General features: G+C 64.9%; 29 protein-coding genes, 1 tRNA gene and 1 pseudogene. 17 read left to right on the top strand and 14 right to left on the bottom strand.

Annotated features, from left to right (window positions below; genetic code table 11):
• The first annotated feature begins 35 nt into the window (after positions 1–35).
• Together FOS14_RS06140 and FOS14_RS06135 are read left to right on the top strand one after the other, a co-directional pair.
• Complete coding sequence (locus FOS14_RS06140; protein WP_143769411.1) at positions 36–1292, top strand: oxygenase MpaB family protein; 1257 nt, start codon at positions 36–38, stop codon at positions 1290–1292.
• Complete coding sequence (locus FOS14_RS06135) at positions 1289–2356, top strand: lipocalin-like domain-containing protein (RefSeq protein WP_143769410.1); 1068 nt, start codon at positions 1289–1291, stop codon at positions 2354–2356. Before FOS14_RS06140 ends, FOS14_RS06135 begins: the two co-directional genes overlap by 4 nt.
• Before the next feature lie 132 nt (positions 2357–2488).
• On the opposite strand, the gene FOS14_RS06130 is transcribed toward FOS14_RS06135, so the two are convergent.
• Positions 2489–3013 carry a DUF2231 domain-containing protein gene (locus FOS14_RS06130; RefSeq protein ID WP_143769409.1) on the bottom strand — a complete coding sequence of 175 codons (525 nt, stop codon included), beginning with the start codon at positions 3011–3013 and terminating at the stop codon, positions 2489–2491.
• 164 nt (positions 3014–3177) lie between these two features.
• Here FOS14_RS06130 and FOS14_RS06125 point away from each other — a divergent pair, with 164 nt between their 5' ends.
• The 6 genes and pseudogenes from FOS14_RS06125 (at position 3178) to FOS14_RS06100 (ending at position 9022) form a co-directional block, all read left to right on the top strand.
• The gene (locus FOS14_RS06125) at positions 3178–4719 is read left to right on the top strand and encodes an NAD(P)/FAD-dependent oxidoreductase (RefSeq protein WP_143769408.1); all 1542 of its coding nucleotides are present in this window, start codon (positions 3178–3180) and stop codon (positions 4717–4719) included.
• Entirely contained in the window at positions 4716–6038 is a 1323-nt protein-coding gene (locus FOS14_RS06120; protein WP_143769407.1) for an oxygenase MpaB family protein, read from the top strand. Before FOS14_RS06125 ends, FOS14_RS06120 begins: the two co-directional genes overlap by 4 nt.
• A 367-nt stretch (positions 6039–6405) precedes the next feature.
• Positions 6406–7353: pseudogene (locus FOS14_RS06115) on the top strand (sigma-70 family RNA polymerase sigma factor); the annotation flags it as partial.
• 54 nt (positions 7354–7407) lie between these two features.
• Complete coding sequence (locus FOS14_RS06110) at positions 7408–7992, top strand: dihydrofolate reductase family protein (RefSeq protein WP_143769405.1); 585 nt, start codon at positions 7408–7410, stop codon at positions 7990–7992.
• Positions 7993–8006: 14 nt separating this feature from the next.
• Positions 8007–8741, top strand: a complete 735-nt coding sequence (locus tag FOS14_RS06105) for a 2OG-Fe(II) oxygenase (protein WP_143769404.1) — start codon at positions 8007–8009, stop codon at positions 8739–8741.
• Positions 8738–9022 carry an Ada metal-binding domain-containing protein gene (locus FOS14_RS06100; RefSeq protein WP_255450106.1) on the top strand — a complete coding sequence of 95 codons (285 nt, stop codon included), beginning with the start codon at positions 8738–8740 and terminating at the stop codon, positions 9020–9022. Before FOS14_RS06105 ends, FOS14_RS06100 begins: the two co-directional genes overlap by 4 nt.
• Before the next feature lie 21 nt (positions 9023–9043).
• Here FOS14_RS06100 and FOS14_RS06095 read toward each other — a convergent pair whose 3' ends face one another.
• The 6 genes from FOS14_RS06095 to FOS14_RS06070 form a co-directional block, all read right to left on the bottom strand.
• The gene (locus FOS14_RS06095; protein WP_143769402.1) at positions 9044–9775 is read right to left on the bottom strand and encodes a dienelactone hydrolase family protein; all 732 of its coding nucleotides are present in this window, start codon (positions 9773–9775) and stop codon (positions 9044–9046) included.
• A 185-nt stretch (positions 9776–9960) separates the two neighbouring features.
• Positions 9961–10299, bottom strand: a complete 339-nt coding sequence (locus tag FOS14_RS06090; protein WP_143769401.1) for a DUF1801 domain-containing protein — start codon at positions 10297–10299, stop codon at positions 9961–9963.
• Positions 10300–10500: 201 nt separating this feature from the next.
• On the bottom strand, positions 10501–10917 hold the full coding sequence (locus tag FOS14_RS06085; protein ID WP_143769400.1) for a type II toxin-antitoxin system VapC family toxin: 417 nt from the start codon (positions 10915–10917) through the stop codon (positions 10501–10503).
• Positions 10914–11162: a plasmid stabilization protein gene (locus FOS14_RS06080; RefSeq protein WP_221936665.1), complete on the bottom strand. Its 249-nt coding sequence runs from the start codon at positions 11160–11162 to the stop codon at positions 10914–10916. The genes FOS14_RS06085 and FOS14_RS06080 overlap by 4 nt, the downstream gene beginning before the upstream one ends.
• 414 nt (positions 11163–11576) lie before the next feature.
• Positions 11577–11650: transfer RNA gene (locus FOS14_RS06075), tRNA-Pro, on the bottom strand.
• Positions 11651–11712: 62 nt separating this feature from the next.
• The gene (locus tag FOS14_RS06070) at positions 11713–12675 is read right to left on the bottom strand and encodes a metallophosphoesterase (protein ID WP_143769398.1); all 963 of its coding nucleotides are present in this window, start codon (positions 12673–12675) and stop codon (positions 11713–11715) included.
• A 62-nt stretch (positions 12676–12737) separates the two neighbouring features.
• Here FOS14_RS06070 and FOS14_RS06065 point away from each other — a divergent pair, with 62 nt between their 5' ends.
• Positions 12738–13202 (top strand): GatB/YqeY domain-containing protein, encoded by a 465-nt coding sequence (locus tag FOS14_RS06065; RefSeq protein ID WP_143769397.1) that lies wholly within the window; start codon positions 12738–12740, stop codon positions 13200–13202.
• Between the two features lie 56 nt (positions 13203–13258).
• On the opposite strand, the gene FOS14_RS06060 is transcribed toward FOS14_RS06065, so the two are convergent.
• On the bottom strand, positions 13259–15610 hold the full coding sequence (locus FOS14_RS06060) for a penicillin-binding protein (protein WP_255450138.1): 2352 nt from the start codon (positions 15608–15610) through the stop codon (positions 13259–13261).
• Positions 15611–15923: 313 nt separating this feature from the next.
• On the opposite strand from FOS14_RS06060, the gene FOS14_RS06055 reads away from it, so the two are divergent.
• The gene (locus FOS14_RS06055) at positions 15924–16247 is read left to right on the top strand and encodes a WhiB family transcriptional regulator (protein ID WP_143769395.1); all 324 of its coding nucleotides are present in this window, start codon (positions 15924–15926) and stop codon (positions 16245–16247) included.
• 90 nt (positions 16248–16337) lie between these two features.
• Here the strand turns inward: FOS14_RS06055 and FOS14_RS06050 are convergent, their stop codons facing one another.
• The 3 genes from FOS14_RS06050 to FOS14_RS06040 form a co-directional block, all read right to left on the bottom strand.
• Positions 16338–17486: an ArsA family ATPase gene (locus FOS14_RS06050; protein ID WP_143769394.1), complete on the bottom strand. Its 1149-nt coding sequence runs from the start codon at positions 17484–17486 to the stop codon at positions 16338–16340.
• Positions 17483–18499 carry an ArsA-related P-loop ATPase gene (locus tag FOS14_RS06045; RefSeq protein ID WP_185981636.1) on the bottom strand — a complete coding sequence of 339 codons (1017 nt, stop codon included), beginning with the start codon at positions 18497–18499 and terminating at the stop codon, positions 17483–17485. Before FOS14_RS06045 ends, FOS14_RS06050 begins: the two co-directional genes overlap by 4 nt.
• A gap of 113 nt (positions 18500–18612) precedes the next feature.
• Positions 18613–19422 (bottom strand): SDR family oxidoreductase, encoded by an 810-nt coding sequence (locus tag FOS14_RS06040; protein ID WP_143769393.1) that lies wholly within the window; start codon positions 19420–19422, stop codon positions 18613–18615.
• A gap of 97 nt (positions 19423–19519) precedes the next feature.
• On the opposite strand from FOS14_RS06040, the gene FOS14_RS06035 reads away from it, so the two are divergent.
• Genes FOS14_RS06035 through FOS14_RS06025 form a run of 3 tightly spaced genes read left to right on the top strand, consistent with a single transcriptional unit; the run spans position 19520 to position 20958 of the window.
• Positions 19520–19684: a DUF4177 domain-containing protein gene (locus FOS14_RS06035; RefSeq protein WP_143769392.1), complete on the top strand. Its 165-nt coding sequence runs from the start codon at positions 19520–19522 to the stop codon at positions 19682–19684.
• A complete protein-coding gene (locus tag FOS14_RS06030; RefSeq protein WP_143769391.1) occupies positions 19681–20169 on the top strand; it encodes a RidA family protein in 489 nt (162 codons plus the stop codon). Before FOS14_RS06035 ends, FOS14_RS06030 begins: the two co-directional genes overlap by 4 nt.
• 9 nt (positions 20170–20178) lie before the next feature.
• Positions 20179–20958, top strand: coding sequence for an MBL fold metallo-hydrolase (locus FOS14_RS06025; RefSeq protein ID WP_255450104.1), 780 nt, complete (start codon positions 20179–20181; stop codon positions 20956–20958).
• Here FOS14_RS06025 and FOS14_RS06020 read toward each other — a convergent pair.
• Positions 20955–21629: a Crp/Fnr family transcriptional regulator gene (locus FOS14_RS06020; RefSeq protein WP_143769390.1), complete on the bottom strand. Its 675-nt coding sequence runs from the start codon at positions 21627–21629 to the stop codon at positions 20955–20957. The genes FOS14_RS06025 and FOS14_RS06020 overlap by 4 nt on opposite strands.
• 155 nt (positions 21630–21784) lie before the next feature.
• Entirely contained in the window at positions 21785–21988 is a 204-nt protein-coding gene (locus FOS14_RS06015; protein ID WP_143769389.1) for a hypothetical protein, read from the bottom strand.
• A 184-nt stretch (positions 21989–22172) separates the two neighbouring features.
• Here FOS14_RS06015 and nth point away from each other — a divergent pair, with 184 nt between their 5' ends.
• The 4 genes from nth to FOS14_RS05995 are packed head-to-tail and all read left to right on the top strand — an operon-like array spanning position 22173 to position 25458.
• Complete coding sequence (gene nth / locus FOS14_RS06010; RefSeq protein WP_370512186.1) at positions 22173–22853, top strand: endonuclease III; 681 nt, start codon at positions 22173–22175, stop codon at positions 22851–22853.
• A 3-nt stretch (positions 22854–22856) separates the two neighbouring features.
• On the top strand, positions 22857–23501 hold the full coding sequence (locus tag FOS14_RS06005) for a TlpA disulfide reductase family protein (RefSeq protein ID WP_143769388.1): 645 nt from the start codon (positions 22857–22859) through the stop codon (positions 23499–23501).
• Positions 23498–24271, top strand: coding sequence for a CoA pyrophosphatase (locus tag FOS14_RS06000; protein ID WP_143769387.1), 774 nt, complete (start codon positions 23498–23500; stop codon positions 24269–24271). The genes FOS14_RS06005 and FOS14_RS06000 overlap by 4 nt, the downstream gene beginning before the upstream one ends.
• Entirely contained in the window at positions 24268–25458 is a 1191-nt protein-coding gene (locus tag FOS14_RS05995) for a MarP family serine protease (RefSeq protein WP_143769386.1), read from the top strand. Before FOS14_RS06000 ends, FOS14_RS05995 begins: the two co-directional genes overlap by 4 nt.
• Here FOS14_RS05995 and FOS14_RS05990 read toward each other — a convergent pair.
• Positions 25455–26387 carry an alpha/beta fold hydrolase gene (locus FOS14_RS05990; protein WP_143769617.1) on the bottom strand — a complete coding sequence of 311 codons (933 nt, stop codon included), beginning with the start codon at positions 26385–26387 and terminating at the stop codon, positions 25455–25457. The genes FOS14_RS05995 and FOS14_RS05990 overlap by 4 nt on opposite strands.
• Positions 26388–26394 lie beyond the last annotated feature (7 nt).

The raw sequence follows: 26394 nt of genomic DNA, 5'->3' as shown, positions 1-26394 counted from the left end.
TGGTATGGAAATTTTCCCCGAGTGTGGAGGCCGCCATGAGTCTCGCTGTGACCGAACGACCATGCCCGACCGCGTTTCGTTACTGGGAGGCTCTGGAATCGCCGCGTGTTCGCCGCGCGCAGACAATGTTTCGGCGGTTGACCGGCCGAGAGTTGTTTCCGTCCGATGAGCAGGCCGCCGATTTCTGTCGAGACCTGTTCGAGGGCGACCCGGTGGCCGAACGGTTTGTCGCAGAGGTCCTCCACGGTGAGATCGGTGCCAAGCGCGGACGCAAGATGCTCGACGCGGCGCTGGCCGGCGGCATCGACTCGGTTCCCGATGCGCCGGAGTCGATGCGCGCGTTGTTCGCCGAATTCGAGTCGGTTCCCGACTGGGTGCAACCCGACCTCGTGGAACAGGGCGCGAAGATTTGGCGGCGCTGGGGCACAATGCTTTTCAGCTTCGCTGGCGCCGAAACCCTGGAGGTATACACGGAGGCGGCCGTTGCCACACCGCTCTCGCTCGCCGGCGGATATGCAGGCGACAACGCGCTGCGCCGCTTTCTGGAAACCTGTCGATTCTGGATCGACGTCTCCGAACCGGGTGCGCTACTTACGCCTGGCTCCACCGGGCGCGCAACGGCGCTGAAGGTGCGCGTCATGCACGTATCGGTCCGGTCGCGGGTGGCCGATCATCCCGAATGGGACACTCAGCGTTGGGGATTGCCGATCAGCCAGAGCTACATGCTGCTGACACTGTTGGGAGGCAGCGTGACTCCCGGGCTTGGGCTGTGGTCGCTCGGCTACCAGACCACTCCGTCGGAGATTCGGGCACTGCTGCACTTTCAGAAGTACATGGGCTACCTACTCGGCGTCCGGGTGCGGTGGTACCCCGAAACCATCGCCGACGGGCTTCGACTCCTCGCAATGACCGTTGCAGCAAGGTCTTTCGACGCCGGTGAGCACGGCGCGGAACTGATCGAGTCCTACCCCAAGGCGTTTGCCCCGCGCGACGCTCACCGCGGACTCACCAGGCTCCGCGAGGCCTACAACTACCGGATCAACTCCGTCTACTCGGCCATGTTCATGGCGCCGGGCACCCGGCGCAAGTACACGATGCCACCGGCGTTGCCCTGGCTTGCCATTCCGATCGCCCGGCTGCCGCTGATCACCCTCATGGAAATCGGCCGGCGCCTGCCGGTGCTCGGCGGACTGCACGAGGCGGTGATGGTGTGGCACCGCGAGAATTGGTACGAGGCGCAGATGCGCGGTCGCAAAGCAGCTTTCGACGCGAGCGGCGCACTGCGGAGATGATCGCACCCACTGGAATCATCGAAGCCTGGAACGGACCGGGCCGCCGCGACGGCTCACTCACCGAGGTGCGGCCGCAGGACAACGCGCTGCACCCGAACTCCAGCATGCTCGCCTTCGAGCACTGGTACTTCGACGCATATCTGGACAGCGGCCACACCGTCGTCGGCTTTCTCATCAAGCGTCGTCCGGAGGATCTACCTAACAGCAGGCCGTGGGTTGAGCTGATCGTCTACGCGCCCGACGGCACCCGCCGACAAGTCGCCCGCAAGTATTCACGCTCGGACGCAACATTTTCCAGCGACCGCTGCGACGTGCGCATCGGCCCGAACACCGCGCGGGTCGAGTTTCCAGCGGCGGGCTTCCCGATTCATCACCTGCACATCGAAGTCGACGACGTCGCCGCCACTTTACGTTTCGAGAACGAGACACCGAGTTGGATGCCCGGCCGCGGCGAGACCCGCTTCGGGCAGAAGGACTCCTTCGGCTGGGTTGTGGCCGCGCCGCGCGCCCGCGTGACCGGCTCGGTGCGCATCGGCGGTATGGAATTCGCAGCGAGCGGACGCGGGTACGCCGACCACAACTGGGGCGTCGGCGATATGAAGCGCGTCATCGACCGGTGGCACTGGGGCCGGCTGTACGTCGAGGACTACGCGCTGCTCTATGCCACGGTGCTGACGCAGGAGCGCTACGGCTCACATCAGATCAGCCCGCTCATGCTCGCCGTGAACGAGACCATTGTGCTGAGCACGGGTGAGGTGCAATTGACCGAGGGTCCAGCGGTTTTCGATGAGACCGCGAACCGGAGCTATCCGTCGTGGATCCGACTACAGGTACCCGACGCGGTCGATCTGCTGCTCACCGTGCGCGACGTGATACACGCCCACGACCTACTCGACGATGTGCCAGTCGTGCGTAGTCGCGTCGTGAAGCCGCTGGTGCGCCGAATCGTCGGTCACCCGGGGTACTTCCGCTTCGATTCGGACTTCGAGCTGACGGTTGTCCGGGACGGCGAAACTGTTCGACGAAGCGGGCGAACCTTGCACGAACTCGTCGCGCTGCGCTAGGTACAGCACTCGCTGTGACCACCGCGTCGACGTCGGTGTTTGTGGGCAGCCAACCTCGAGACCGAACGAATGGCTGAAAATCGTGCTGCTTGGGCAGCCATTCGTTCGTGTTCGTCCGACAGCCGGCGCGATTCAGCTGGCGCGACGGTGTGGCATCCGCATCCTGCAGGTGTGCATATGGACGATGTCTTCATCCCGCCGCTGTTCATCGGTGAGGCTGACACCGACGTGGAATGTCTGCACCAGAGTCCAGCCCAACGCCCCCGCTGCGATCGTCACGGCGACCCCGGCCGCAGTCAGCGCCAGTCCGAGCGTCGCGTCAGCGGATGGCCCGTTCCAGTTGCCGACATACAGCACCGCAGTGGCGATGAACAGGCCGAGCGCTGTCACGTTCAGCCCGCCATGGGTCAGCCCGAGGATCTTCGCTTGAGACTGCCTGGGTATGCCGAAGAGCCAGTCGATCATTCCCGGCAAGGCGGCGACAATCGCGCTGCCCGAACCCGCAATGGCGCCGGCGATGGCCAGATTCAACCAGAACTGATGACCATTGGCCGCGTAGACGGCGAACCCGGCCAGGCTAGCGGCGTAAAACGCCACGGGAAAAGCCACTAGCATCGGGTGAATCGGATGTCCCGCGACGGCGATCTTGCTGTACATGAGTCTCTCCTAGAACGAATGCACGTCTACCACAGTGATCCGTACCCGATTACCGAACGGGCATACGTGCCAACGTCGTCGGATTCGGCCGCCGGTCGCGTGCTTGGCGGCGGGCTAACAGATAGTCTCGACAACGGCTATCTCACTCAACGAGGAGTGTGCGTATGCGCGAGGCTGTCGTACCCGACCACGAGGTGGTCATCGTCGGCGCCGGGTTCTCCGGAATCGGGTTCGCCATCAAACTGTCGGAAGCGGGTTTCGCCGACTGGGTGATTCTGGACGATGCAAGCGGCCCCGGCGGAACCTGGCACTGGAACACCTACCCCGGCGTGGCGGTCGATATTCCGTCGTTCAGCTACCAGTTCTCCTTCGAGAAGCTGCCCGATTGGACCCGCACGTACGCGCCCGGCCGTGAATTGAAGGCCTACGCCGAGCGGTGCGTGGACAAGTACGGCCTGCGACGCAATATTCGGTTCAACACGCTCGTCGAGCGGGCCGACTGGGACGAGGCGGCGAATCTCTGGCGGCTCGGTATCGCCGACGGTACCGAGATCACTGCCCGGTACGTCGTGAACGCCTCCGGGGTGCTGACCAGGCCGAAGATGCCGGACATTCCCGGCGTCGACACATTCGGCGGCATCACCATGCACACCTCGCGCTGGGACCACAGCAAGAACGTGCGCGGCAAGCGCGTCGGGATCATCGGCACGGGCGCGTCCGCGGTGCAGGTGATCCCCGAGATTGCGCCGGACGTCGAGCATCTCACCGTTTTCCAGCGCACCCCGATCTGGTGCCTGCCCAAGCTCGACCTGCCGATGCCCGGGCCGGCGCAATGGCTGCTCGGGCATTTACCCGGCGGGCAGCAGGCCACCCGGTTGGTCAGTCAAGCGTTCGTCGAGTTGACGTTCCCGCTGGCAGCGCACTACCACGGCGTGCTGCCGGCCGCTTCGGGCCTGGAGAAGATGCTCCTGCGGTATCTGCGGTCGCAGGTCGACGATCCGGTGGTGCGGGAGAAGCTCACGCCGCGTTATGCATTGGGCTGCAAGCGGCCGAGCTTCCATAACACCTACCTGTCCACCTTCAACCGCGACAACGTGCACCTCGAAACCGAATCCATCACGCACGTCAGCGAATCCGCGGTCCACACCGCCGACGGCGCCGCGCACGAGATCGATGTGCTGATTCTCGCCACCGGGTTCAAGGTAATGGAATCGGGCAACATGCCCACCTACTCGCTGCGCGGAAAGGACGGTTTGCTGCTCGAGGAATGGTGGGACACCAACCGGCTACAGGCCTTTCACGGAATCAGCGTGCCCCAGTTCCCGAACCACTTCTCGATCATGGGACCGTATGCCTACAACGGCTCGTCGTATTTCGCGCTGATAGAATCCCAAACCGCGCACATCCTGCGGTGCCTGAAGCAGGCTCGCAAGCGCAAGGCCAACTACATCGAGGTCACCAGGTCGGCGCACGACGCGTTCTTTGCCGAAATGCTGTCCCGACGTGGCAATCAGGTTTTCTGGCAGGACAGTTGCGTCCTGGCCAACAGTTACTACTTCGACAAGCACGGCGACGTGCCGCTGCGACCATCGACCCCCGTCGAATCTGCGGTGCGCAGTAGGAGATTCAATCTAAATGCCTACCGATTCGAGGCCCGGGCGGCCACAGTCGGTGCGGTGAGCGGCTATTCGACCAGTGAACGATGACGACGTACTATCCTGAGCTCGCGGCGCGCGTCCACGCTCAGCGCGAGTTGTTGCCGAATCTGTACGGTGACATGGACTTCGACCAGCAGCCGTACCGCCTGACGACCGATCCGGATGTCGCCTCGTCGCTGCCCGCCTGGGTCGCGAACCGTCCGCGCCTGCTGCAAAATGAGCGTGTCGTCGAACTGATCAGCACGGCGACCATGCTCGGTGACGTCCCCGCCGATGCGTACGCGGCACTCACCGCCACGCACAGCGTCACTCACCTCATCGCGATGCTCCGGACTGCGTGCCGGGAGGGGATCGAGGCGGTGCCTGACGCCCCGCCGGAACTGGTGACGTTTGTCGCCGCCATGGAAGACACCCCGGATTGGATAGACCTCGATCTCGTCGCCGAAGGCGCACGGCAGGTGCGGATTCCGACGGCCTTGGTGGCGCCGTTCGTGACGCGCGGCGCGTTCATTGCGACGTTCACCAACTCCTATGCGGCACTGCCGATGGCGTTGACCGGGGCACTCAGTGGTCGGCGAGCTGCCCGGCGGGTGAACGAGACCGCCAACTTCTTTGCGGTGACAACGCTTCCCGGCGCGCTCGACCGGCACGGCCCGGGCTTCGAGGCGGCCGCGATGGTACGGCTGATGCATTCGATGGTCCGCTACAACGCGCTGAAGCGCTCCGGCAAATGGGACGTGTCGGTCTATGGAATGCCGATTCCCCAGGTCGACCAGATGCCTGCCGGCCTGATCGGCCAACTGCTGCTCGCCATGAAAGTGAAGCGAGAGGGGCGCTCGGATTTCAACGAAAGTGAGCGTGCTTCAGTCGAATTCGCTCGCTACCGCTGCTTCCTGCTGGGGCTGCTAAAAGAGCTCCTGCCAGCCGACTGCGACGGCATCATCGAGGTCATGAACACTCGTGCGGCGCTGCTGCGCGACGACTTCGACGATGCGACGTGCGGATCGCTGGTGCGGGCGACCATGGGCGCCTACCTCCGGCACGGCACCACCTGGTTCGATCGCGCCGCCGACGCCGTTGAACGTAGCTACAGCAAAGCCGCGTTCATTCGTGCGTTCTTCAACGGCGACCGAAAGGCGGCCGAGGCGATGAGTGTGACGCTCGACCCGGCCGACTATGTGCGGATCGCGATCACCGCGCCGTTCGTCATGGGACGGTTTCTCGCGGTCATGCAGGCCGCGCGCATCCGGCCGCTGCAACCGATCGTCGACCGCTACATCACCGGACTCGTGAAGAGGCGGCTCGCAACCTACGGAAATCCCGAATTTATCAGCGACGCGGCGGAATACGACCCGGTTAGTGCTTGACTACGGCGAGGTCGCCCGGTGCATCGCGTCGAGCAAAGTAGGGGAATTCTCCTCTAAATTTGGTGACGGCGCCAGGTGCCATATCGTTGGTCGTTTGGTGCCGACCCTCAGAACGTTTGGTGCCGATCCCAAAAGAGGATGAATCTCGGTGTGAATTTCACAGCGTTGTCCGATTTTTCTTCGAATGGCCCTAGGTGGTGATGCACGATGGGTCTGCGCCTCAGCCACCGAGGGTGGCGCAGGGGGTGATCCTCGGTGCGGGCGGTGAAGGGGCTGGTCATGGGCGACCGCAAACAGCTGCGGGAACTCTCGAGCGGCCCCGTCCGCTCGCACAGCGAGCTACGTTCAAGGTGTCGCCGTACGCCATGATGGGCCGGTGGACTTAGAGCCGTATCGCGGCGAGTTGGTGAGGTACTGCTACCGGATGCTGGGCTCTTTTCACGAGGCCGAGGATCTTGCGCAGGAGACGATGCTGCGCGCGTGGCAGGCTCGCGACCGGTACGACGAAAGCCGTGCATCGCAACGGACCTGGCTGTATCGGATCGCCACCAACGTCTGTTTGACCGCGTTGGCGGGACGTGCGCGGCGACCGTTGCCGTCGGGATTGGGCGCACCGAGCGAGGATCCTGGGGCGCCGCTTACGCCGGCGCTCGACATCGGTTGGCTGGAGCCGTTTCCCGACGCGCGATTCGACAACGGTGTGCAGGACGACATGCGACTTGCGCTGGTGGCGGCGATGCAACTCTTGCCGCCGCGGCAGCGGGCTGTGCTGCTATTGCGAGAGGTGTTGGAGTTCAGCGCGGCAGAGGTCGCCGAACAGTTGCAAACCACCGTCAGCGCTGTCAACAGCGCATTGCAGCGAGCCCGCGCAGCGCTGGCTGACGTCGGTGCGGCGGACGAAATCGCCGAACCGGACGACCCCGCGGTTCAAGCGGTGATCGACCGATATGTGCGCGCATTCGAAGCTGCCGACGTTCCCGCGCTCGTGCAGCTGCTCACCGGCGATGCCGTGCTGGAGATGCCGCCGGTGCCGTTGTGGTACCGGGGCAGCCGCGACTACGGCCTGTTCATGCGCCGAGTGTTCGACATGCGCGGAACTGGTTGGCGCGTAATAAAGTTGAGCGCCAACGGCCAACCGGCATTGGCTGCGTATGCGCCCGAGCCCGGCGGTGGGCACCGACTGCACACGTTGCAGGTGTTCACGGTTGTCGGTGGGCTGGTTGCACGCAACGTTGTGTTCGCCGATCCGAGGGTGTTCGAAGCGTTCGGGCTGCCGCCCCAAATTTCCGTAGACGAATTTCGCCAGCGGCGATGAGTTTCGGCGATGCCGCCGGTACGTACTGGTGAGCATCGACCGAAGGGAATCATCATGAGTGTCATCGTCATCGAATTCATCACCCTGGACGGAATGGTGTCGGACCCGGACGGATCTGCGGGGACGCCTAGCGGAGGGTGGGCGTTCCGGCACGGTCCGGCGACGGTCGCCGGCGACAAGTTCAGGCTCGGCAGTGTCCTGGACGACGGTGTCCTGTTGCTTGGGCGGACCACCTGGCAACTGTTCGCCCGACTGTGGCCGCAACGCGACGACCCGTTCGCCAGGCGGATGAACGCCGTGCCGAAGCTGGTCGCCTCGCGCACGCTGACAGACGTGTCTGCCTGGCAGAACTCGCGGATTATCGACGGTGACCTGGTCGACAGCGTCAAGCGCGAGCAGCGCGATGTCATCGTCACCGGCAGCCTCAGCGTCGTCCACGCGTTGATGGCTGCGGACCTGATCGACGAGTACCGACTTTTGACGTTCCCCACCGTGCTCGGCAGCGGCGAGCGACTCTTTCCCACTACCGGCACGCCCAGGTACCTCCAGCTTCTCGCGAGCGAGCAGGTGGGTGCGGCGGTGCTGTCGCGATTCGGCAGGGAAGGTGGCGAGCCCCAATCTCACGATTCTTTCTGCTGAGGCGTTTACGTTCCATGAGCCCTACCAACGCAACGCCGAACGACCGTTGGGCACGTCGTGTCGAGTCGGGCAACTGGCCAGCGATCACGGCCGAGGTCAACGAAGTCGGCGGCGCGCTGCTTCCGCAACTCCTGACTCCGGAGGAAACTGCAGAGTTGCGTGATCTCTATGAAGATGACAGGCAGTTCCGGGCCACCATCGACATGAGCCGATATCGCTTCGGAAAAGGTGAGTACCGGTACTTCGCCACGCCGTACCCGGAGCCGATCGAAGCGCTGAAGTACGCGCTGTACCCGCGACTGCTGCCCATCGCCCGCGACTGGTGGGCCAAGCTCGGTCGTCCGGCGCCGTGGCCGGACACGCTCGACGACTGGCTGCGCATGTGTCACGACGCCGGGCAGACCCGGTCCACCGCAATCTTGTTGCGCTATTCGGCCGGCGACTGGAACGCGCTGCACCGCGACCTGTACGGCGAACTGTTCTTTCCGCTCCAAGTCGTCATCAACCTCAACGAGCCGGGTGTCGACCACACCGGCGGAGAATTCCTGCTGGTCGAGCAACGGCCCCGGGCCCAGTCCCGCGGGACCGCTACGCTGCTCCCGCACGGTCACGGCTATGTGTTCACCACGAGGGATCGCCCGGTTGCCAGCACACGCGGATGGTCGGCCGCGCCCGTTCGCCACGGCGTCTCGGTGATCCGCTCCGGGCGGCGCCACACGCTCGGCCTGGTCTTTCACGACGCAACGTGACAGTTCCAGCCACGACGTACGCGCTTGTCGGCGCAGACGGTCGGTCGTATCGGTCCGTGGTCCCCGGAGCGTGGGGCGGTCACCGTCGTACCAGAATCTACGGACGCCTGGACTGTCCGGCCGCGCTAAGGGCTCTCGCGCGCGGCGGCTACCGGACGCATCGGGTGTTCTTCACCGACGAGACCGGTGCCGTCGCTGCCGGGTATCGCCCCTGCGCCGTCTGTTGTCCCGACCGCTACCGGGACTGGCGCGCTACCCAGAGGGCTTCACGCAGGTGCTGAAAGTCGTTGAGGGAAACGGCCTTACGTCAGGTGCCGAGTAAAGAACCGATTCGCCTCCTCGCCGGCGAATTGCGGGACGCCGGTGTGCCCGCCCATATTGGCGTGCAGCGTCTTTTGGCTGGAGCCGAAGGCGTCGAACAGATCGAGGGCCATCTGCCGGTCGTTTCCTTCGTCGTCCCACTGCAGCAGGACATGCAGCGGAATGGTGACCTGTCTGGCTTCGTCGAAAATGGTGCGGGGCACATAGCTTCCGGCGAACAGGACGGCGGCCGAAATGCGCGGTTCCACCGCTGCCAGCCGGGTGCCGATGGCGATCACTCCACCCGAATACCCGACCGGTCCACGGATCTCGGGCAGCGAAAGGAGGGCGTCCAGGGCGGACTGCCATTCCGGAACCGCCTTGTCGACCAGCGGGAGGATCAGCCGTTCGACGATCTCTTCGGCAACTGGTTCGCCAGCCTGTATCGCTCGGCGCAGGTCGGCGCGGGCCTGCTCGGCCACGGCGGACCGGGGTCGGTCGCCGCTGCCGGGGAGTTCGATTGTGGCCGTGGCGAAGCCCGCCGCTGCGGAGTGCCGCGCCCGAGCCAGCAGTCGGGGATACATCTTGCGCAGTCCGCCGGGGTGGCCGAGCAGGATCAGCGGGGCCGGTTCGGAGACAGTTGCGGGCGTCCACAGGATGCCGGGAATTTCGCCAAGGGTGAATTCGCGTTCGAGAGCGTCGTCATCGAGGCGCTGTTCAGAAATGAATTGCATGGTCGTGCCTTTCGGGAGTGCTGTGCAACGGCGCTCCCGGACGACCTATCGCCCGACCGTGACCCCAGGGGGGAGCACCCACGTCGATACTGCGTTCACGGGTACCACCTCCTTGTTCACTGACACGGCTCCCGAAAAGTAGCAGTGGTTGCTGGGGAGCCGCAACGAATTTTACGGGGCCCTCGTCAGGCCACCGCCTTCTCGACGAGTGCCCGAATCTTGGCTTCGGTAGCAGCATCTAGCGAGGTGAGCGTCCACGCGACCGGGTGCATGCGGGCACCTTCCTCACGCGCAGGGTTCACCACCTCGCCGAAGCCGAATGCGATGAAGTCCTTATCCGGTTTGATGTAGCAGATGTCCTTGCCGTCCTTCACATAGAAGGGCAGCCCCCAGCGCACGATCGGCTCCAACGACGGCGCGCTGTCTCGGATGATGTGATGCAGGCGTTCGCCAATCTCCCGGTATTGCGCGGGCGCCTCCCCGAGCTTGGCGAGAACGGCCGAATCGCCTTTCTTTGTGAACATGTCGTTCAGACCTCCTCTAGTCAATTTTCCCGAAGAGCAAAGTGCTTCATTGCTATTCGGTACCACGGGTGCCCGGTAGCGGGTCCCTTTCGACCTGCAGGACAGACGCTAGTTCGGTTCGGCGTCGGCGGCTTCTCGATTCCTGATCGGTTTGGTCGGTGGGCGTTCCTTGTGCGCGCCATGGAGCGCTTGATCGAGGCGTTACTGCCACGGATTGATGGTCGCCACACCGGCGGCCTCGAACGGCGACCGGTCGCGGATAGCGACGGTGAAGCCTGTTGCGGCCGCGCTGGCGGCGATCATGCCGTCGGCGGCCGCGATGGCCTGGCCTGCGGCGCGGGCGTGTGCCATGAGCCGGGCGTATTCGGCGGTGGCGGTGAGGTCGTAGGGCAGGATGCGTCCGGCGAACGCGGGCAGGGTGTGGTTCTCCAGCCACTCGGCAAACTCATCATGGCGTCGCCCGGCGGGCATGGCGGCGATGCCGTAGCGGAGTTCGCCGACGGTGACGGCGGTCAGGTACAGGGTCTCAATGACCTGGGCATCCAGCCATTGCAGGACACGCGCGTTGGGCCTCTTCGTGGCCGGCTCACTGATGACGTTGGTGTCCAGAATGATCACTGGCCGAACACCATCGGCTCGGCCAGGGTGGTGTCGCGACCGAAGTAGGTGTCGCGTTCGTCGTCGGTGAGCCGGTTCTCCTCGCTGATCACATTGGACAGCAGTGTTCCAAGCTTGACCCGCTGCGGCGGTTGGACCGCCTCGGTGAGGATGGCCCGCATCTCGGCCTCGATACTGCGCTCGTGGGCGGCCGCGCGCTGGCGGATGGCACGGTGGACCTCGTCGCTGAGATTGCGGATCGTCACGTTTTTCATCCGTTATCACCCGTTTCCGAAACGCTGATATCAATACAGTCCTGTTGTATTCAATGATGTCATACAGGCTTGCACGCTATCACTCGTGCTTGACAGCCTACGAGAATGGACAAACAACGGACCACCGGCTTGTCGACGGCGAGGTTCTTGTCACCTCGGATGCGATCACACGACGCCATCCGCAATCTACTTGGCTAGGTGCTGACCGCTAGCGCTGCCTTTTTGCTGCCTAATCATCTAGTAGGAACCTCGTGCGGCGTCCCAACGGAAACGGCTCCCGACCTATGTTCCAAGGTCAGGAGCCGTTTTCGTCGTCTCAACCACGAGTCGGGGTCTTGCCTTGCGGCTGCGACCCTCTCCTTGGCTTCGGCAGAACAAGCCAGCTTGCTCTGCTCTCAGCCTGCGTCGGGGTGGCGGGATTCGAACCCACGACCTCTTCGTCCCGAACGAAGCGCGCTACCAAGCTGCGCCACACCCCGCAATCGACCTGTCGTAGCTTACAACAACTGCTCGGCCGACCTAAATCGGCTGGTCAGACCCGCTACTGCGAAATCGATTCCGAATCGGCAACTCCCTGATCGGTGCCGGTGGCCGCTTTCTGCTGGGTCGTGGGAACGAGCGTGAGCAACGTTGCTTCCGGACGGCAGCAGAATCGTGCCGGAGCCCAAGGCGACGTGCCGACGCCCGCCGAGACGTGCAGTCGCGTGTGCGCGCCCCACTTGGACGGGCCCTTGACCCGTGAGCGATCGAGTTCGCAGTTTGTCACGAGGGCGCCGTAGAACGGCAAGCACAACTGGCCACCGTGTGTGTGGCCGGCAAGAACCAGGTCGTAACCGTCCTCGGCGAACCTGTCGAGCACCCGCGGCTCGGGGGAGTGGGTGAGTCCAAGTCGCAGGTCCGCCATAGGGTTTGGCGCTCCGGCGATGGTCTCGTACCGTTCCCGCTTCAGGTGGGGGTCATCGACTCCGGCGACGGCGATGCGAACCCCGGCAACCTCGAGTTCACGCCGAACGTGAGTCATGTCGAGCCAACCGCGCTCGGTGAAAGCCGCCCGCAGATCCCGCCACGGCAGCGGATCACCGTGGACCTTCTTGTGATCGGTCTTGAAGTACTTCAACGGGTTCTTGGGCACCGGCGCGAAGTAGTCGTTGCTGCCGAAGACGAAAAGGCCGGGACGCCCGAGCAACCCGTCGAGCGCCTGAATCACCGCGGGAACGGCGCGCGGGTGCGAGAGGTTGTCACCGGTGTTGACCACCAGATCCGGTTCCAGCGCGGCCAGTTCGCGGAGCCAGTGCTGTTTGAGCCGTTGCCCAGGAGTCATGTGCAAATCGCTGATGTGCAGCACGCGAAGCGACGATGAGCCCGGCTTCAAAACAGGCATTGTCGTTTCCCGCAACACAAAGGCGTTGCGTTCGATCAGTGAGGCGTATCCGACGCCTAATGCGGCCGCCCCGATGGCGCCTTGCAAGGCGCGAACGGCGGTGGGGCGAGTCAGTGCGGGCATCTACCCAGAGTAGGCGAAAACCGAGCGCACACGGCCCCCATCACCGCGTAGCGTTGGACACCATGGCGCAACTCAAGCAACGGCTCCGCGACGACCTGACCACCGCAATGAAAGACAAGGACACGTTGCGGACGGCGACACTGCGGATGCTGCTGGCCGAGGTACAAAAGGCAGAGGTTGCCGGTTCGTCGGCACGCGACCTCACCGACGAGGAAATCCTCAAGGTGTTGGCCAAGGAATCCAAGAAGCGTGGCGAGGCCGCGGAGGTCTACACGGAGAACGGCCGCGGTGAACTTGCGGCCAAGGAGCGGGCCGAGGCGCAGATCATCGACGACTACCTGCCTACGCCGCTCACCGACGCCGAACTCGCCGACGTTGCCGACACGGCCATTGCACAGGTTGCCGAAGCGCTCGGGGAGCGACCATCGATGCGCCAAATGGGACAGGTGATGAAGGCCGCCACTGCACTCGCCGCGGGCAAGGCCGATGGCTCCCGGATATCGGCGGCAGTCAAGGCTCGCCTCTAATCGCTTGTGCGTGTTTTTTCACCGCCCGCGGTGAAAAAACACGCACAGACACAGGCCTACCGGGGCAGCGGAATCGGTGGTAGATCGCCTGGCGCCTGGTCGGGCACTGACGGTGCGCCGTTCCCGGGCGGAGCGACCGGCGCAGGCAGCGAAACTGTCCGCTGAGTGCCGTCGCTGACATAGATGGTCACGGTCGACCCTGGGATCGCCGAACCAGCGGGCGAGGAACCGGTGACGGTGCCCTTGGTCTGCGACCCGGGCGTGGTCACCGCGTTGACCTTGAAACCGGCGCTGACCAGATCCGCAGTCGCCGTGCCCTGGCTCTTGCCATTGACATTCGGGACTTGCGCACTCTGCGATCCACGCACGTATTTCTGGTCCAGCGGCGGCAGTTGTGGCGGCGGAAAGTCCGGGACCACTTGTTTCATGGCGGTGTACCAGGTGCGCGCGGGTTCGTTACCGCCATAGAGGTTGCCGTCGCCGCAGTTGCGCAGCGGGAACGAGCAGATTTCGCCGGGCGTGGAGCTGTCGCCGTAGATGTATGCCGCGGCCGCGAGCGACGGCGTGAAACCGAGGAATGCGCTGGAGCGGTGGGTTTCCGTGGTCCCCGTCTTGGCCGACACCGGGTAGGTCCAACCGGCGGCCGCTGCAGATCCGGCGGAGGTGCCGCCGCCCTGGTCGTCCTTGCTCAATGCGTTGGCGAGCGTGTCGGCGAGCCCGGGATCGACCACTTGCTCGCACGCTTGCTGGGTCAGCGACACCGGCTTGCCGTTGCGGTCGACGATCGACTCGATCGGTGAGGGTGGGCACCACTTGCCGCTGGAGGCGAGCGTGGCGGCGACGTTGGACAGTTCCAGCGGGTTGATGGCAGTCGGCCCAAGCGTGAAGGAGCCCAGGTTTTGTGATTTGAACATGTCCGCCAGGCTCTGGTCGCCGTTGCCGGAGGTTCCGGGCGCGGCGTAGGAGCGCATGCCCAGCCGGATGGCCATATCGACGGTCGGGGTGACGCCGACGGCCTGGATGAGCTTGACGAACGCGGTGTTCGGGGAGGTGGCCAGCGCCTGGGTCACCGACATCTTGGAGGCGTAGTTACCGGCGTTCTTGACACAGTAGGTCGCTGGCGGGCATCCGGGCGCGCCGCCGTTACCCATGCCCTTGGCGGCATAGAAGGAGGGCACGTCGAGCGTCGCATTGATGCCCAGTCCCTTTTCCATGGCCGCCGCCGTGGTGAAGATCTTGAAGATGGAACCGGCGCCGTCGCCGACCATGGAAAACGGCTGCGGCTGCACTGTCTCGTGGTTGTCGCCGTTGAGGCCGTATGTTCGGCTACTGACCATCGCGAGCACGTGGTGCGCGTCCTGCCCCGGCGCGATGACGTTCATGACCTCCGCGATGTTCTTCAGATCAGGGCTGGCGAAGCGATCGGCCGCATCCTTGGCCGCGGCCTGCACCCGTGGATCGAGCGTGGTCTTGATGTAGTAACCGCCGCGGTCGACCTGTTCGCGGCTGATGCCCGCGTTCGCCAAGTACTGCAGCGCATAGTCACAGAAGAATCCGCGATCATCCGCCGCGATGCAGCCGCGCGGCAGCACCTTCGGTTCCGGCAGCACGCCGAGCGGCTGCTCCTTGGCGGCGCGGAACTCCGCGGCCCGGCTCGGGATGTTCTGGATCATCGTGTCCAAGACGGTGTTCCGCCGTTCCAACGCCCCCTTCGGATTGGTGTAGGGGTTCAGTTCGGAACTGGATTGGACCATGCCGGCCAGCAGTGCGGCTTGCGACACGTTCAGTTGGGAAGCGTCGATCCCGAAGTACGTCTGTGCGGCGTCCTGAATGCCGAACGACCCGTTGCCGAATGGCACCAGGTTGAGGTAGCGGGTCAGGATCTCGTCTTTGGTGAGCTTTTTGTCGAGCGTCAGCGCCATCCGGATTTCACGGATCTTGCGCGCTACCGTTGTTTCCGTCGCGGCGCGGCGCTCGGCGTCGGTCTTGGCGACAACGAGCAGTTGGTAGTTCTTCACATACTGCTGGTCGATCGTCGACGCGCCCTGCTGAATCTCGCCGCTGGTGGTGTTTGTCAAGAACGCGCGCAGGGTGCCCTGCCAGTCGACGCCGTGGTGTTCGGTGAAGCGGCGGTCTTCGATAGAAACGATCGCCAATTTCATATCGTTGGAAATTTTGTCGCTGGGCACTTCGAACCGGCGTTGCTCATACAGCCAGGCGATCGGCGCGCCGGTGGCGTCGACCATCGTCGAGACCGCGGGGACATTGCCTTCGACCAGCTCGGCCGAGACGTTGTCTACAGCGTCTGCCGCGCGGTTGGATAGGAAGCCGAACCCGCCGACAATCGGGAACAGCAAGCCTGCGACGAGTACCGCGGCGAGCAGGCAGCTGCCCGCAAGCTTCGCGATGGTATTGGGCACCGACACGATAGACAGACTACGTTGCCCGTCCGGCGGGAACGAGCACGAACTCGCCATGGCTGCATCGGCGCGCCTATTTGACAGCGTATGGACGGACGTACCAAAAAATAGGCCGCATGGTCTTGCGTTCTGTGCCGTCTGTTACCTAGATTGAGTCCTCAGCGTGATACAGCTAACAACTCAATACGGAATGTGATGCGGCTCGCAGCAATTTGTACAGTCGTCGGGGATCGGCTTGCTCGCCGTGTGGCATTCCAGGAGCACCGTTCGCCGGTGTTCGGAACGCAAAGGGGCATACCGAATGCACATGAACACGCCCGTCGCCCGACTCGATGTGGAGCAAGCCGAAGCCCGAATCGCCTGGGTCTCTCAAGCCCGGTGTAGGGGAGTGGACCCCGACCAACTGTTCGTCCGTGGTGCCGCGCAACGGAAAGCGGCAACCATTTGTCGGCATTGTCCAGTACTCATGCAATGCGGAGCCGACGCTCTCGACAATCGGGTGGAGTTCGGGGTCTGGGGCGGAATGACCGAGCGGCAGCGGCGGGCGTTGCTCAAGCAGCATCCAGAAGTCGAGTCCTGGGCGGAATTCTTTCAAACCCAACGCCAGCATCAGCCGGCGATCTGACAAGCTACATCGCTAAATTCAAGCGGCGCGGTCAATCCGCGCCGCTTTCGTGGTTTCAGGTGAAAATGTTGCGTTTTACAGCTTTTTCGCTCAGTTCGTCAGCTGCTCGGCAACCGCGCGCAGCGCTTCGAGGTCGGCCACTTCGAACGGTAGGGAGGGCACGCCCACGAGCGGCACTCGAGGGTGCGCGCTGGTAAACCGTTGCAGCAACCGCACTTCCCGCTTCGCGGTGCGTGCCCGCTCCGCGTGGATCCGCAGAACGTCTGCGGCAAGGTCGAATTCGCCGTTCTCGTTGTCGAGCCGGTCGGCGGCAGTGAGCGCATGGTCAGGAGACAGCGAGCTCAGCGTCGGGTGCGTCCGGTTGAGGACGAGTCCCGCCAGGGGCATGTTGTCGGTAGACAGCCGGTCGACGAAGAACGAGGCCTCCCGGAGAGCGTCCGGTTCGGCCGCCGCGACCACGAGGAAGTGCGTGCCGGGCTTAGCCAGCAGCTGATAGGTCTTGTTGGCGCGTTCCCGGAACCCGCCGAACATCGACTCGATCGATTGCATGAAAAGCGAAGCGTCGGTGAGCATTTGACCGCCCACGATGGTCGACATGCCGCGCACCGCCAGGCTCATCGCGCCGGTCACCACCCGGCCGATGCCGCGCCCGGGCGCGAGGAAGATCCGAAGCATCTTGCTGTCCAGGAAGTTTCCCAACCGCTTGGGCGCGTCGAGAAAGTCGAGTGCGTTGCGCGAGGGCGGGGTGTCTACGACGATCAGGTCCCACTTGCCCGACTGGGCCAACTGGCCCAGTTTCTCCATCGCCATGTATTCCTGTGTGCCGCCGAAAGATGAAGCGACAGTTTGATAAAACGGGTTGCTGAAAATCTGCTCGGCCTTTTCCGGCGTGGTGTGCTCGATGACCATGTCGTCGAAGGTCCGCTTCATGTTGAGCATCATCGCGTGCAGTTGGCCCTTGACCTCGTCGCCGAGTTCCACGGGCTGTGGCGTGTTATCGAGTTCCGCAACCCCCAGTGCTTGCGCCAGCCGGCGCGCGGGGTCGATGGTGAGCACGACGACATTGCGGCCCATTTCGGCCGCTCGCAGCGCCAGTGCGGCCGACGTCGTGGTCTTGCCCACGCCGCCCGCGCCGCAGCACACGATCACCCGGGAGCTGGGGTCAGCAAGAATGCCGGCGACGTCGAGGGTCGGCGCAGTGCGCGTGGCGCCGGGGGAAGTCGTTGCTACCGGAGTCATTTCACACCCTGTTCGGTCAAGCTTGCCGCCAATTCGTACAGTCCCCCGAGGTCGACGCCCTCCGTCAACGCAGGTAGGTGCATGCGGGCGACATCCAGTCGTGCCAACTCCGCCGCATTCTCGTCTTGCGCCTCGAGCGTGGCCGCATGTTCGATCGTCTCGGTGAGCAGGCCGGCGAAGTCCTCGTCGGACAGGGTGATTCCCGCCGACTTCAGTCCGGCGCGCACAGCTTCGGCGTCCAACTTGCCATTGGCTGCGTCCGCCTGCGCTTCCTTCGGCAGGTAGCCACTGCTTGTCCGGTTAACGATCACCGTGCCGACGCGCAGATCATTGGCGGTCAGTTCGGCGATCGCGTCGGCGGTTTCCTGGACCGGTAGCGCCTCGAGCAGCGTGACAATGTGCACCATCGTCTCGTCCGAGTGCAGCAGTTGCGAAACACCGAGGCTCTGGGACGCCACCGGTCCGCCCTTGGCGATCTCGGCCATCGCCTTGGTCACGTCGAGGAAACTGGCGATGCGCCCGGTGGGCGGCGCGTCGACAACCACCTCGTCGAACACCCGGTTGCCGAACTTGTCGGTCCGGATGACGCACTCCTTGATCTTGCCGGTCAGGATCACGTCCTTCAGGCCGGGCGCGAGCGTCGTGACCACCTCGATGGCACCCATCCGCTTCATGGCTCGACCGGCGAATCCGAGGTTGTAGAACATGCGCAGGTATTCGAGGAAGGCGTACTCGACGTCGATCGCCAGGGCGACTACCTCGCCGCCGCCGTCAGCATTGGCGACGCGGGTTTCCTCCGGTGGCAGCGGCGGAATGTCGAAAAGCTGGGCGATGCCTTGGCGCCCCTCTACCTCGACCAGCAGAACCCGGCGCCCACCCGCCGCCAATGCGAGCGCCAACGCGGCGGCGACGGTCGTCTTGCCGGTGCCGCCCTTCCCGGAGACGTAATGCAGCCTGGCCTTGTCGGCCTTCGCAGGCCACTTGTCTTCCGGCGCGATGTTCGATTCGGACACGTTCGCGAGCCTATAGTGCGCATTCCGTCCGTAGCAGCGCGACGGGCGAATTGATCGGGTCTTAACTCGACTAGTACGGCCACCGGCCGGCTTAATCAGGTTGATTGTGGGATTCAGCCGTTCTTGAACGGGTTGAGAGTGCGCCCCAGAATGTACTGCACACGAACGGGAAGCGGTCGCATGCTGGACGCGGCGATCTTGTTCACGGTCCCGGGTATGCACACCGGATTGCCGGACATCACCGCGTTCCAGCCTTCGCGCACCACGTCCTCCGGTTGCTGCCACAGGATGCCGGGAAGTCTCGACGCGCTCTCCCGCGTCCCCATCACGTCGTGAAATTCGGTACGTGTGAAGCCCGGGCACAGCGCCGTGACGTGTACACCGTGCGGCTTGAGTTCCATGTCCAGCGACTGGGACGCAAGCGCGACATAGCTCTTGATGCCGGTGTACAAGAGGCTGGCTCCCGGGGGCGAGAATGCCGCTATCGACGATAGGTTCACGATGCGACCCCAGCCTCGTTGACGCATCCCGCCGGCGGTGCGATGCATCAGCTCGGTCGGCGCGGTGACCATGAGCTGGAGCTCGCCCGCGACTGTCTCCCAAGGAGTTTCGGTGAACGCGGTCTTGCCGGACAGTCCCGCGTTGTTGATCAGCACATCGATTGCGATGCCGTGTGCGGTTGCGTGATGGACGATTGCGGCCGGGGCGGCCGGATCGGTGAGGTCGGCGGCGAACACATCGCAGCGGATGTTGTGAGCATCGGTCAGTTCGGCGGCGAGGTCCTTCAGGCGATCCTCGCGACGCGCTACCAGCAGCAGCGAGTATCCCTGCGCCGCGAGGTGACGGGCGAATGCGGTTCCGATTCCAGCCGAGGCGCCGGTTACCAGTGCTGTTCGGGAATTGGTGGTGGAGTTGCTCTTCATACGCTGAAGGTACGGGCGAATCGCCACCCATAGCCAGTTGCATATGCGCAGCGAGCGGCGGCGCGGCGTCCCCCCGCGCCGACTAGGGTGAATTCCCATGAGCGAACTGATCAGCTGGGAGTACGCGACCCTGCCGCTGTTGACCCACATGACCAAGCAGATCCTCGACCAGTGGGGATCCGACGGCTGGGAGCTCGTCACGGTCCTGCCGGGGCCGACCGGTGAGCAGCACGTCGCCTACCTCAAGCGCCCGAAGCAGTGACGGCCACGCGACCGGACTGGCAGGGCAACCTCGCCGCGCTCGGGTTGGAGCTGCCGCCGGTTGCTGCGCCGGTGGCGGCCTACATTCCCGCCGTGCGTAGCGGCAACATGGTTTACACGTCGGGTCAGCTGCCTTTCGTGCGAGGCGAGCTGCCGTGCGTAGGCAAGGTCGGTGAACAGGTCAGTGTCGAGCAGGCCGCCGACGCGGCCCGGTTGTGCGCGCTGAATGCGCTTGCCGCCGTGCACGATCTGGTCGGTCTGGACAACGTGACCCGGATCGTGAAGGTGGTCGGTTTCGTCGCGTCGGCTCCGGGATTCACCGACCAGCCGCTCGTTGTCAACGGCGCATCGGAACTGCTCGGCTCGGTGTTCGGGGATGCGGGGGTCCATGCCCGCTCCGCCGTCGGCGTTACCGAATTGCCGAAGAATTCGCCGGTCGAGGTCGAGCTGATTGTCGAGATTGGGGCGCTCACCCAACCGGCTTAGGCTGAGAGGGTGCTCACTCATCCCGCTTACGGCCAGCTGCGACAGGTGACGCCGACCGCGTCGGTCCTGCTCGCGCACAACCCGAGCAAGATGACGCTGGAAGGCACCAACACGTGGGTGCTGCGCGCACCGGGGGAACGCGAATGCGTGGTTGTCGATCCAGGTCCCAAAAAGCGTTCCCATCTCGACCGACTTGCGCAGGTCGCCGGTCCGGTGGCGCTCACGCTGGTGACTCATCGCCATCACGATCACACCGGCGGGGTCAATGGCCACGTCGAGCGCACCGGTAGCCCGGTCCGCGCGGCCGATCGAAAGTATCTGCGCGACTCTGATCAGCCATTGAGCGACGGGGAAGTCATCGAGGTCGCTGGGTTGCGGATCACCGTGCTGGCCACGCCCGGGCACACCGCCGACTCGGTGAGCTTTGTCCTCGATGACGCCGTCCTCACCGGCGACACCATTCTCGGCCGTGGCACCACGGTGATCGACAACCGAGACGGCACCCTGGCCGACTACCTGGATTCGATGGACCGGCTGGTGGAGGTGGGCGCCGGACGCACGCTGTTGCCGGCACACGGACCCGAGCATTCCGATACGGCGGAGATAGCGCGGTTCTACATCGCCCATCGCCAGGAGCGGCTCGATCAGGTTCGTGCGGCCCTCGGCGAGTTAGGCGCCGATGCCAAACCCATGCAGGTAGTCCGGCACGTCTACGCCGACGTAGACAAGAAGCTCTGGCCGGCCGCCCGCTCCTCGGTCAAGGCGCAACTGGACTACCTGCGCCGCTAGCGAGCGCGGCGAGCCAGTCGTTCGGAGTCGGAAATCAGCACGCTCTTGCCCTCGAGCCGCAGCCAGCCGCGATGGGCGAAGTCCGCAAGCGCCTTGTTGACCGTCTCGCGCGAAGCCCCGACCAACTGGGCGATCTCTTCCTGTGTGAGATCGTGGGTGACCCGAAGGTTGCCGCCCTCCTGCGTGCCGAAGCGCTGGGCCAGCTGCAGCAGCGCCTTGGCGACCCGGCCGGGAACGTCGGTGAAGATCAGGTCGGCAAGGTTGTTGTTGGTGCGGCGCAGCCTGCGCGCCAACACCCGCAGCAGCTGCTCGGCGATCTCGGGGCGCTGGTCGATCCAGGCCTTGAGTGCGTCGCGATCCATGGTGACCGCACGCACCTCGGTGACCGTCGTGGCCGTCGACGTGCGCGGACCCGGGTCGAAGATCGACAGCTCGCCAAACATGTCCGACGGACCCATGATGGTCAGCAGGTTTTCCCGCCCGTCCGGCGAGCGTCGGCCGAGCTTGATCTTGCCCGAGAGGATGATGTACAGCCGGTCGCCCGGCTCGCCCTCGTTGAAGATCACGTGGCCGCGCGGAAAGTCGACGGGTTGCAGTTGCTTGCTGAGCGCAGCTACTGCCGAGGGCTCGACGCCTTGAAAGATGCCGGCTCTGGCCAGTGCCTCGTCCACGTGTGCTCCTTTATGTTCGCTGTGCTTGCAACGAGAAGCGACTCATTCGAACGAGGAGTCTACTTCGCACGAAATGAACAGTAGTGATGCATCCCACGTACGGGACGAGATTGCGGCTCGGCGCGCTGGAAGAGCAGTTCGATCGGACCTGGTGATCAGCTTGCGCGGCGACCGCGCAGGGCCGCCTCGTCAGTGCCGTCGCCGCGTGCCGGCAGACGCGTCAGCTGGGCCGCAGCTTTCGGTGTCGTGCGTACCGGCGTTGCCTCACGCAGTTGGCCCAACCGGAACTCCACCTTCTCCATCGCGAGCGCGAAGAGGATCAACAGCACCGGAAAGAGCACTACTGCGAGTCCTTGCATGGGGTCAGTAAACACGGCCGAGGTCTCAGAAGGAACACGAGTCGGAAATCTTTCTGCTCTTGCAGATCCGTACAGTTATGTGGTGGACCGATCTGGACCTGACGCCGTAAGGGCGCCTAAGTCGACCATCCCGAAACGCTTCCGCGAGGAGACCCGGCTCGGCCTGGTGCGGCGCGCGCGGCGGATGAATCGTGCGCTGGCGATGGCTTTTCCGCACGTGTACTGCGAACTGGACTTCACCACGCCCCTGGAATTGGCTGTGGCAACGATACTTTCGGCGCAGTGCACCGATCAGCGGGTGAACGAGACCACGCCGGCGCTGTTCGCGAAATACACCTCGGCGCGCGACTACGCCGAGGCAAATCGGGCAGAACTTGAAGAGATGATCCGGCCCACCGGCTTTTTCCGGAACAAGGCGACGTCGCTGATCGGGCTCGGCCAGGCGCTGGTCGAGCGGTTCGATGGTGAGGTACCCGCCAGCATGGAGGAATTGGTCACACTCCCCGGGATCGGCCGCAAAACGGCCAATGTGATTCTCGGCAACGCATTTGACATTCCGGGCATTACGGTCGATACCCACTTCGGTCGGCTCGTGCGGCGCTGGGGCTGGACCACCGAAGAGGATCCGGTGAAGGTCGAACATGCGGTCGGCGAACTGATCGAGCGCAAAGACTGGACGGTGCTTTCGCACCGGGTGATTTTTCATGGCCGGCGGGTGTGCCACTCGCGCAAACCGGCCTGCGGAGTGTGCGTGCTCGCCAAGGACTGCCCCTCCTACGGCCTGGGCCCCACCGAACCCGAACTCGCGGCGAAGCTGCTGCGCGGGCCCGAGGTGCCGCACCTGCTCGAATTGGCGGGAATGTAGTCGATGCGCATTTCCGGTTCGGCCCGCTGGGGCCTGGCCGCGTTGGCGATCGTGATCGCGTTGATCGTGGCGCTGTGGCCGCGCGCGCATGACTCCGGCTCGCCGGCGGCGGGCCCGAGCAGCGCCGCGGCGGCCGAGAATCCCGCCGAGCTGCAGCAGGCCCGCACCGCGGCCGGCCTCGCACCGTGTCCGGCCGCATCGCCGACGGTCGCATCCCCGCGCGCTGCACTTGCGGGCATCCGGCTCACCTGCTTGTCCGACGGTCACCCGGTGGACCTCGCCGACGCCCTGGCGGGCAAGCCGGCGCTGCTGAATCTGTGGGCCTACTGGTGCGCGCCGTGCGCCACCGAACTGCCGCACTTGCAGGACTATTCGGACCGGGCGGGAAACGCGATTACCGTGCTCACCGTGCATACCGATCCCGCCATGCTGCCCGCGCTTGCCCGGCTGACCGATCTGGGCGTGCACCTGCCCGGCGTCGAAGACGGCGACAAGCGGGTCGCCGCGGCGGTCAGTGCCCCGGCGGTGCTGCCGGTATCGGTGCTGATTCGTGCGGACGGCAGCGTTGCCGAGGTAGTGGCACGGCCGTTCACGAGCGTCGACGACATCGCCGCCACCGTGCAACGCGCGTTGGGAGTCCGCTCATGACGCCCGAATGGCTGCGGGCGGTGGCCAGCAACCTGCCCACCGACCCGACCGGTCGCAATCCGGTGCTCAACCGGGTTCCGGGCCCGAACGATACCGTTCGCAAGGCGGCGGTACTGGTGTTGTTCGGCGGCTCTCCGCAAGCAGACCCGGACAACCGGGGCGGCTGGCCGAGCGACGCCGACGTGTTGCTGACCCAGCGCGCCACGACCCTGCGTCAGCACCGCGGACAGGTCGCGTTCCCGGGCGGCGGTCGTGACGAGGGTGATGCCGACGCGATCGCCACCGCGCTGCGGGAAGCCGAGGAGGAAACCGGGCTGGACCCCGCCGGCGTGGATCCCATCGCGGTGCTGCCGGGCATCTTCGTGCCGCCGTCGAAGTTCGACGTGACACCGGTGGTCGGCTACTGGCGCGAGCCGAGCCCGGTACGGGTCATCGACACCGCCGAGGCCGAGCGGGTGATTCGAGTGCCACTGCGCGACCTGCTGAACCCGGAAAACCGCTTTCAGGTACGGCACCCGCTCGGCTACATGGGTCCAGCCTTCGCCGTTGATGGAATGATCGTCTGGGGCTTCACCGGCGGCATCTTGGCCGGGCTCTTTGCGGTGTCGGGATGGGAAGAGGAATGGGACGTCAACGACGTTCGTGATCTGGAATCGACTCTGGCGGAAGCCGGGATGGCGGATTCACTGACGCAGTCACCTATCCCCGACACGCCCGAGCGCGGAAGAACCCCTTCGCGGGCCGGGCACGAGAACGAAAGGACGACATGAGCGGATCCGGTTGGGTTGATATCGCGGTCCTGCTCATCGCCTTGGTCGCCGCGATATCGGGCTGGCGGCAAGGCGCGGTGGCGTCGGCGCTGGCCTTCTTCGGCGTGGTGTTGGGCGCCGTCGCCGGAATCCTCATCGCGCCACACGTTCTCGTGCACGTCAACGAAGGACGTGGCCGGGTGTTGCTCGGGGTGCTGCTCATCGTCACGCTCGTAATCGTCGGCGAGGTCGCCGGGATGGTGCTCGGCCGGGCGATTCGCAGCAGCATGCACAGCCCCGCCGCCCGCGGGATCGACAGCACCATCGGCGCCGTGCTGCAGGCGGTCGGCGTCTTGGTGGCGGCCTGGTTGCTAGCGGTCCCGCTCGCGGCGTCGTCACAGCCGGAAATTGCTGCGGCGGTCCGCGGATCACGGGTGCTCAGCACGGTCGATGAGGCCGCGCCGAACTGGCTACAGCAGCTGCCCGACGAGTTCTCGTCGCTGCTCAACACGTCCGGATTGCCGGAGGTGATCGGTCCGTTCGCCCGCACGCCAGTCGCTGCCGTGGCCGCGCCGGACGCGAACCTGCTGTCGTCGCCGGTTGTCGCGAACCTGCAGCCGAGTGTGCTGCGCATCCGCGGCGTGGCGCCGAGTTGCCAGCGGGCGCTGGAGGGATCCGGATTCGTGGTGGCGCCGGATCGGGTGATGACCAACGCGCACGTGGTGGCGGGCACCACGAGCGTGAACGTGGATACGCCGGATGGCCCACTGAAGGCGAACGTGGTGCTGTTCGACCCGACCGTCGACATCGCCATTCTCGATGTACCGGACCTGACCGCGCCGGTGGTCCAGTTCGCGCCGAAGCCGGTGCCGGACGGTTCCGACGCGATCGTGCTCGGCTACCCCAACGGCGGCCCGTACACCGCGAGCGCCGCGCGCATCCGGGAAACGCTCGATCTGACCGGGCCGAACATTTACCGGTCGAGCACCGTCGAGCGTGAGGTGTACACGGTGCGCGGCAAGATCCGGCAGGGCAACTCCGGCGGACCGCTCGTCGATGATCAGGGCCGCGTGCTCGGGGTCGTCTTCGGCGCCGCGGTGGACGATCCGGATACCGGATTCGTGCTCACCGACAAGGAAGTGTCCAAGCAACTGGCAGAGGCACCGCAGGTCGCCACGCCGGTCGACACCGGCGCCTGCATTCTTTAGCCGGCGACGAACCGCAGCAGCTCGGCGTTGACCTTGTCGGGCTGCTCCTGGTGGGCGAAGTGGCCGGCACCGCCGATGCTGTAGAACTCGCGTTCCGGCGCCCAGACTGTGCACCGGCGCAGCGTCCGGACCAACACGTACGGGTCGAGGTCGCCGTGCAGTTGCATCACCGGGATCTTCACCTGGGTGTCCATGATCGCCATGAAGCGCCGGCCGTCGGGTCGCCATTGGCTGCGAAAGGCCCAGCGCTGGTATTCGAGTGCGCAATGGGCGGCGCCCGGGATCTGTATTGCCGAGCGCATCCGACGGGCGGCCTGGGTGAACTCGGTGCTCCGCGTGAACGCGGGCCCGCTGCGCAAACGCAGCAGCCGCTCCACTTCGAACCCGTCGTCGCGCGTGAGAGTGCGCTCCGGGGTGAGCGGCACCTGGTAGCTCAGAAATGCCGGCAGCCAGGTGGCGCGCTGGTCGTTGTCGCGCAGCACGCCATGCTTGAGCGCGATCGGATGCGGCGAGCTGATCAGCGCGATCGAGCGCACCACCCGCGGATGCAGCACCGCGGTAGCCCAGCAGACCAGGCCGCCGTCGGAATGCCCCAACAGCGTGGCGTTGCTGTGGCCGAGCGCGCGAATCAGCCCCGCGATGTCTCCAGCCAAGGTCCAACCGTCGTAGCCGCGCGGTGGCTTGTCGGAATCTCCGTACCCGCGCAGGTCGACGGCGACGGCCCGGAATCCCGCTTCGGCAAGGGCGGCCATCTGGTGGCGCCAGCTCCACCAAAAGTCGGCAAAGCCGTGGAGCATGACCACCAGTGGAGCGTCGTGCGGCCGTGGCACCTCGATCTCGGCCACGTGGAACCGAATCCCGTTGGCATGCACGTCGCGATGGGTCCAGGGTCCCTCGAACCGCACACTCGACGGATCGGGAAGATCAATCACCGAA

This window comes from Skermania sp. ID1734, assembly GCF_007489285.1.
Lineage (GTDB): Bacteria > Actinomycetota > Actinomycetes > Mycobacteriales > Mycobacteriaceae > ID1734.
The sequence above is the reverse complement of the archived record's forward strand: the minus strand, read 5'-3'. Positions and strand labels throughout refer to the sequence as shown.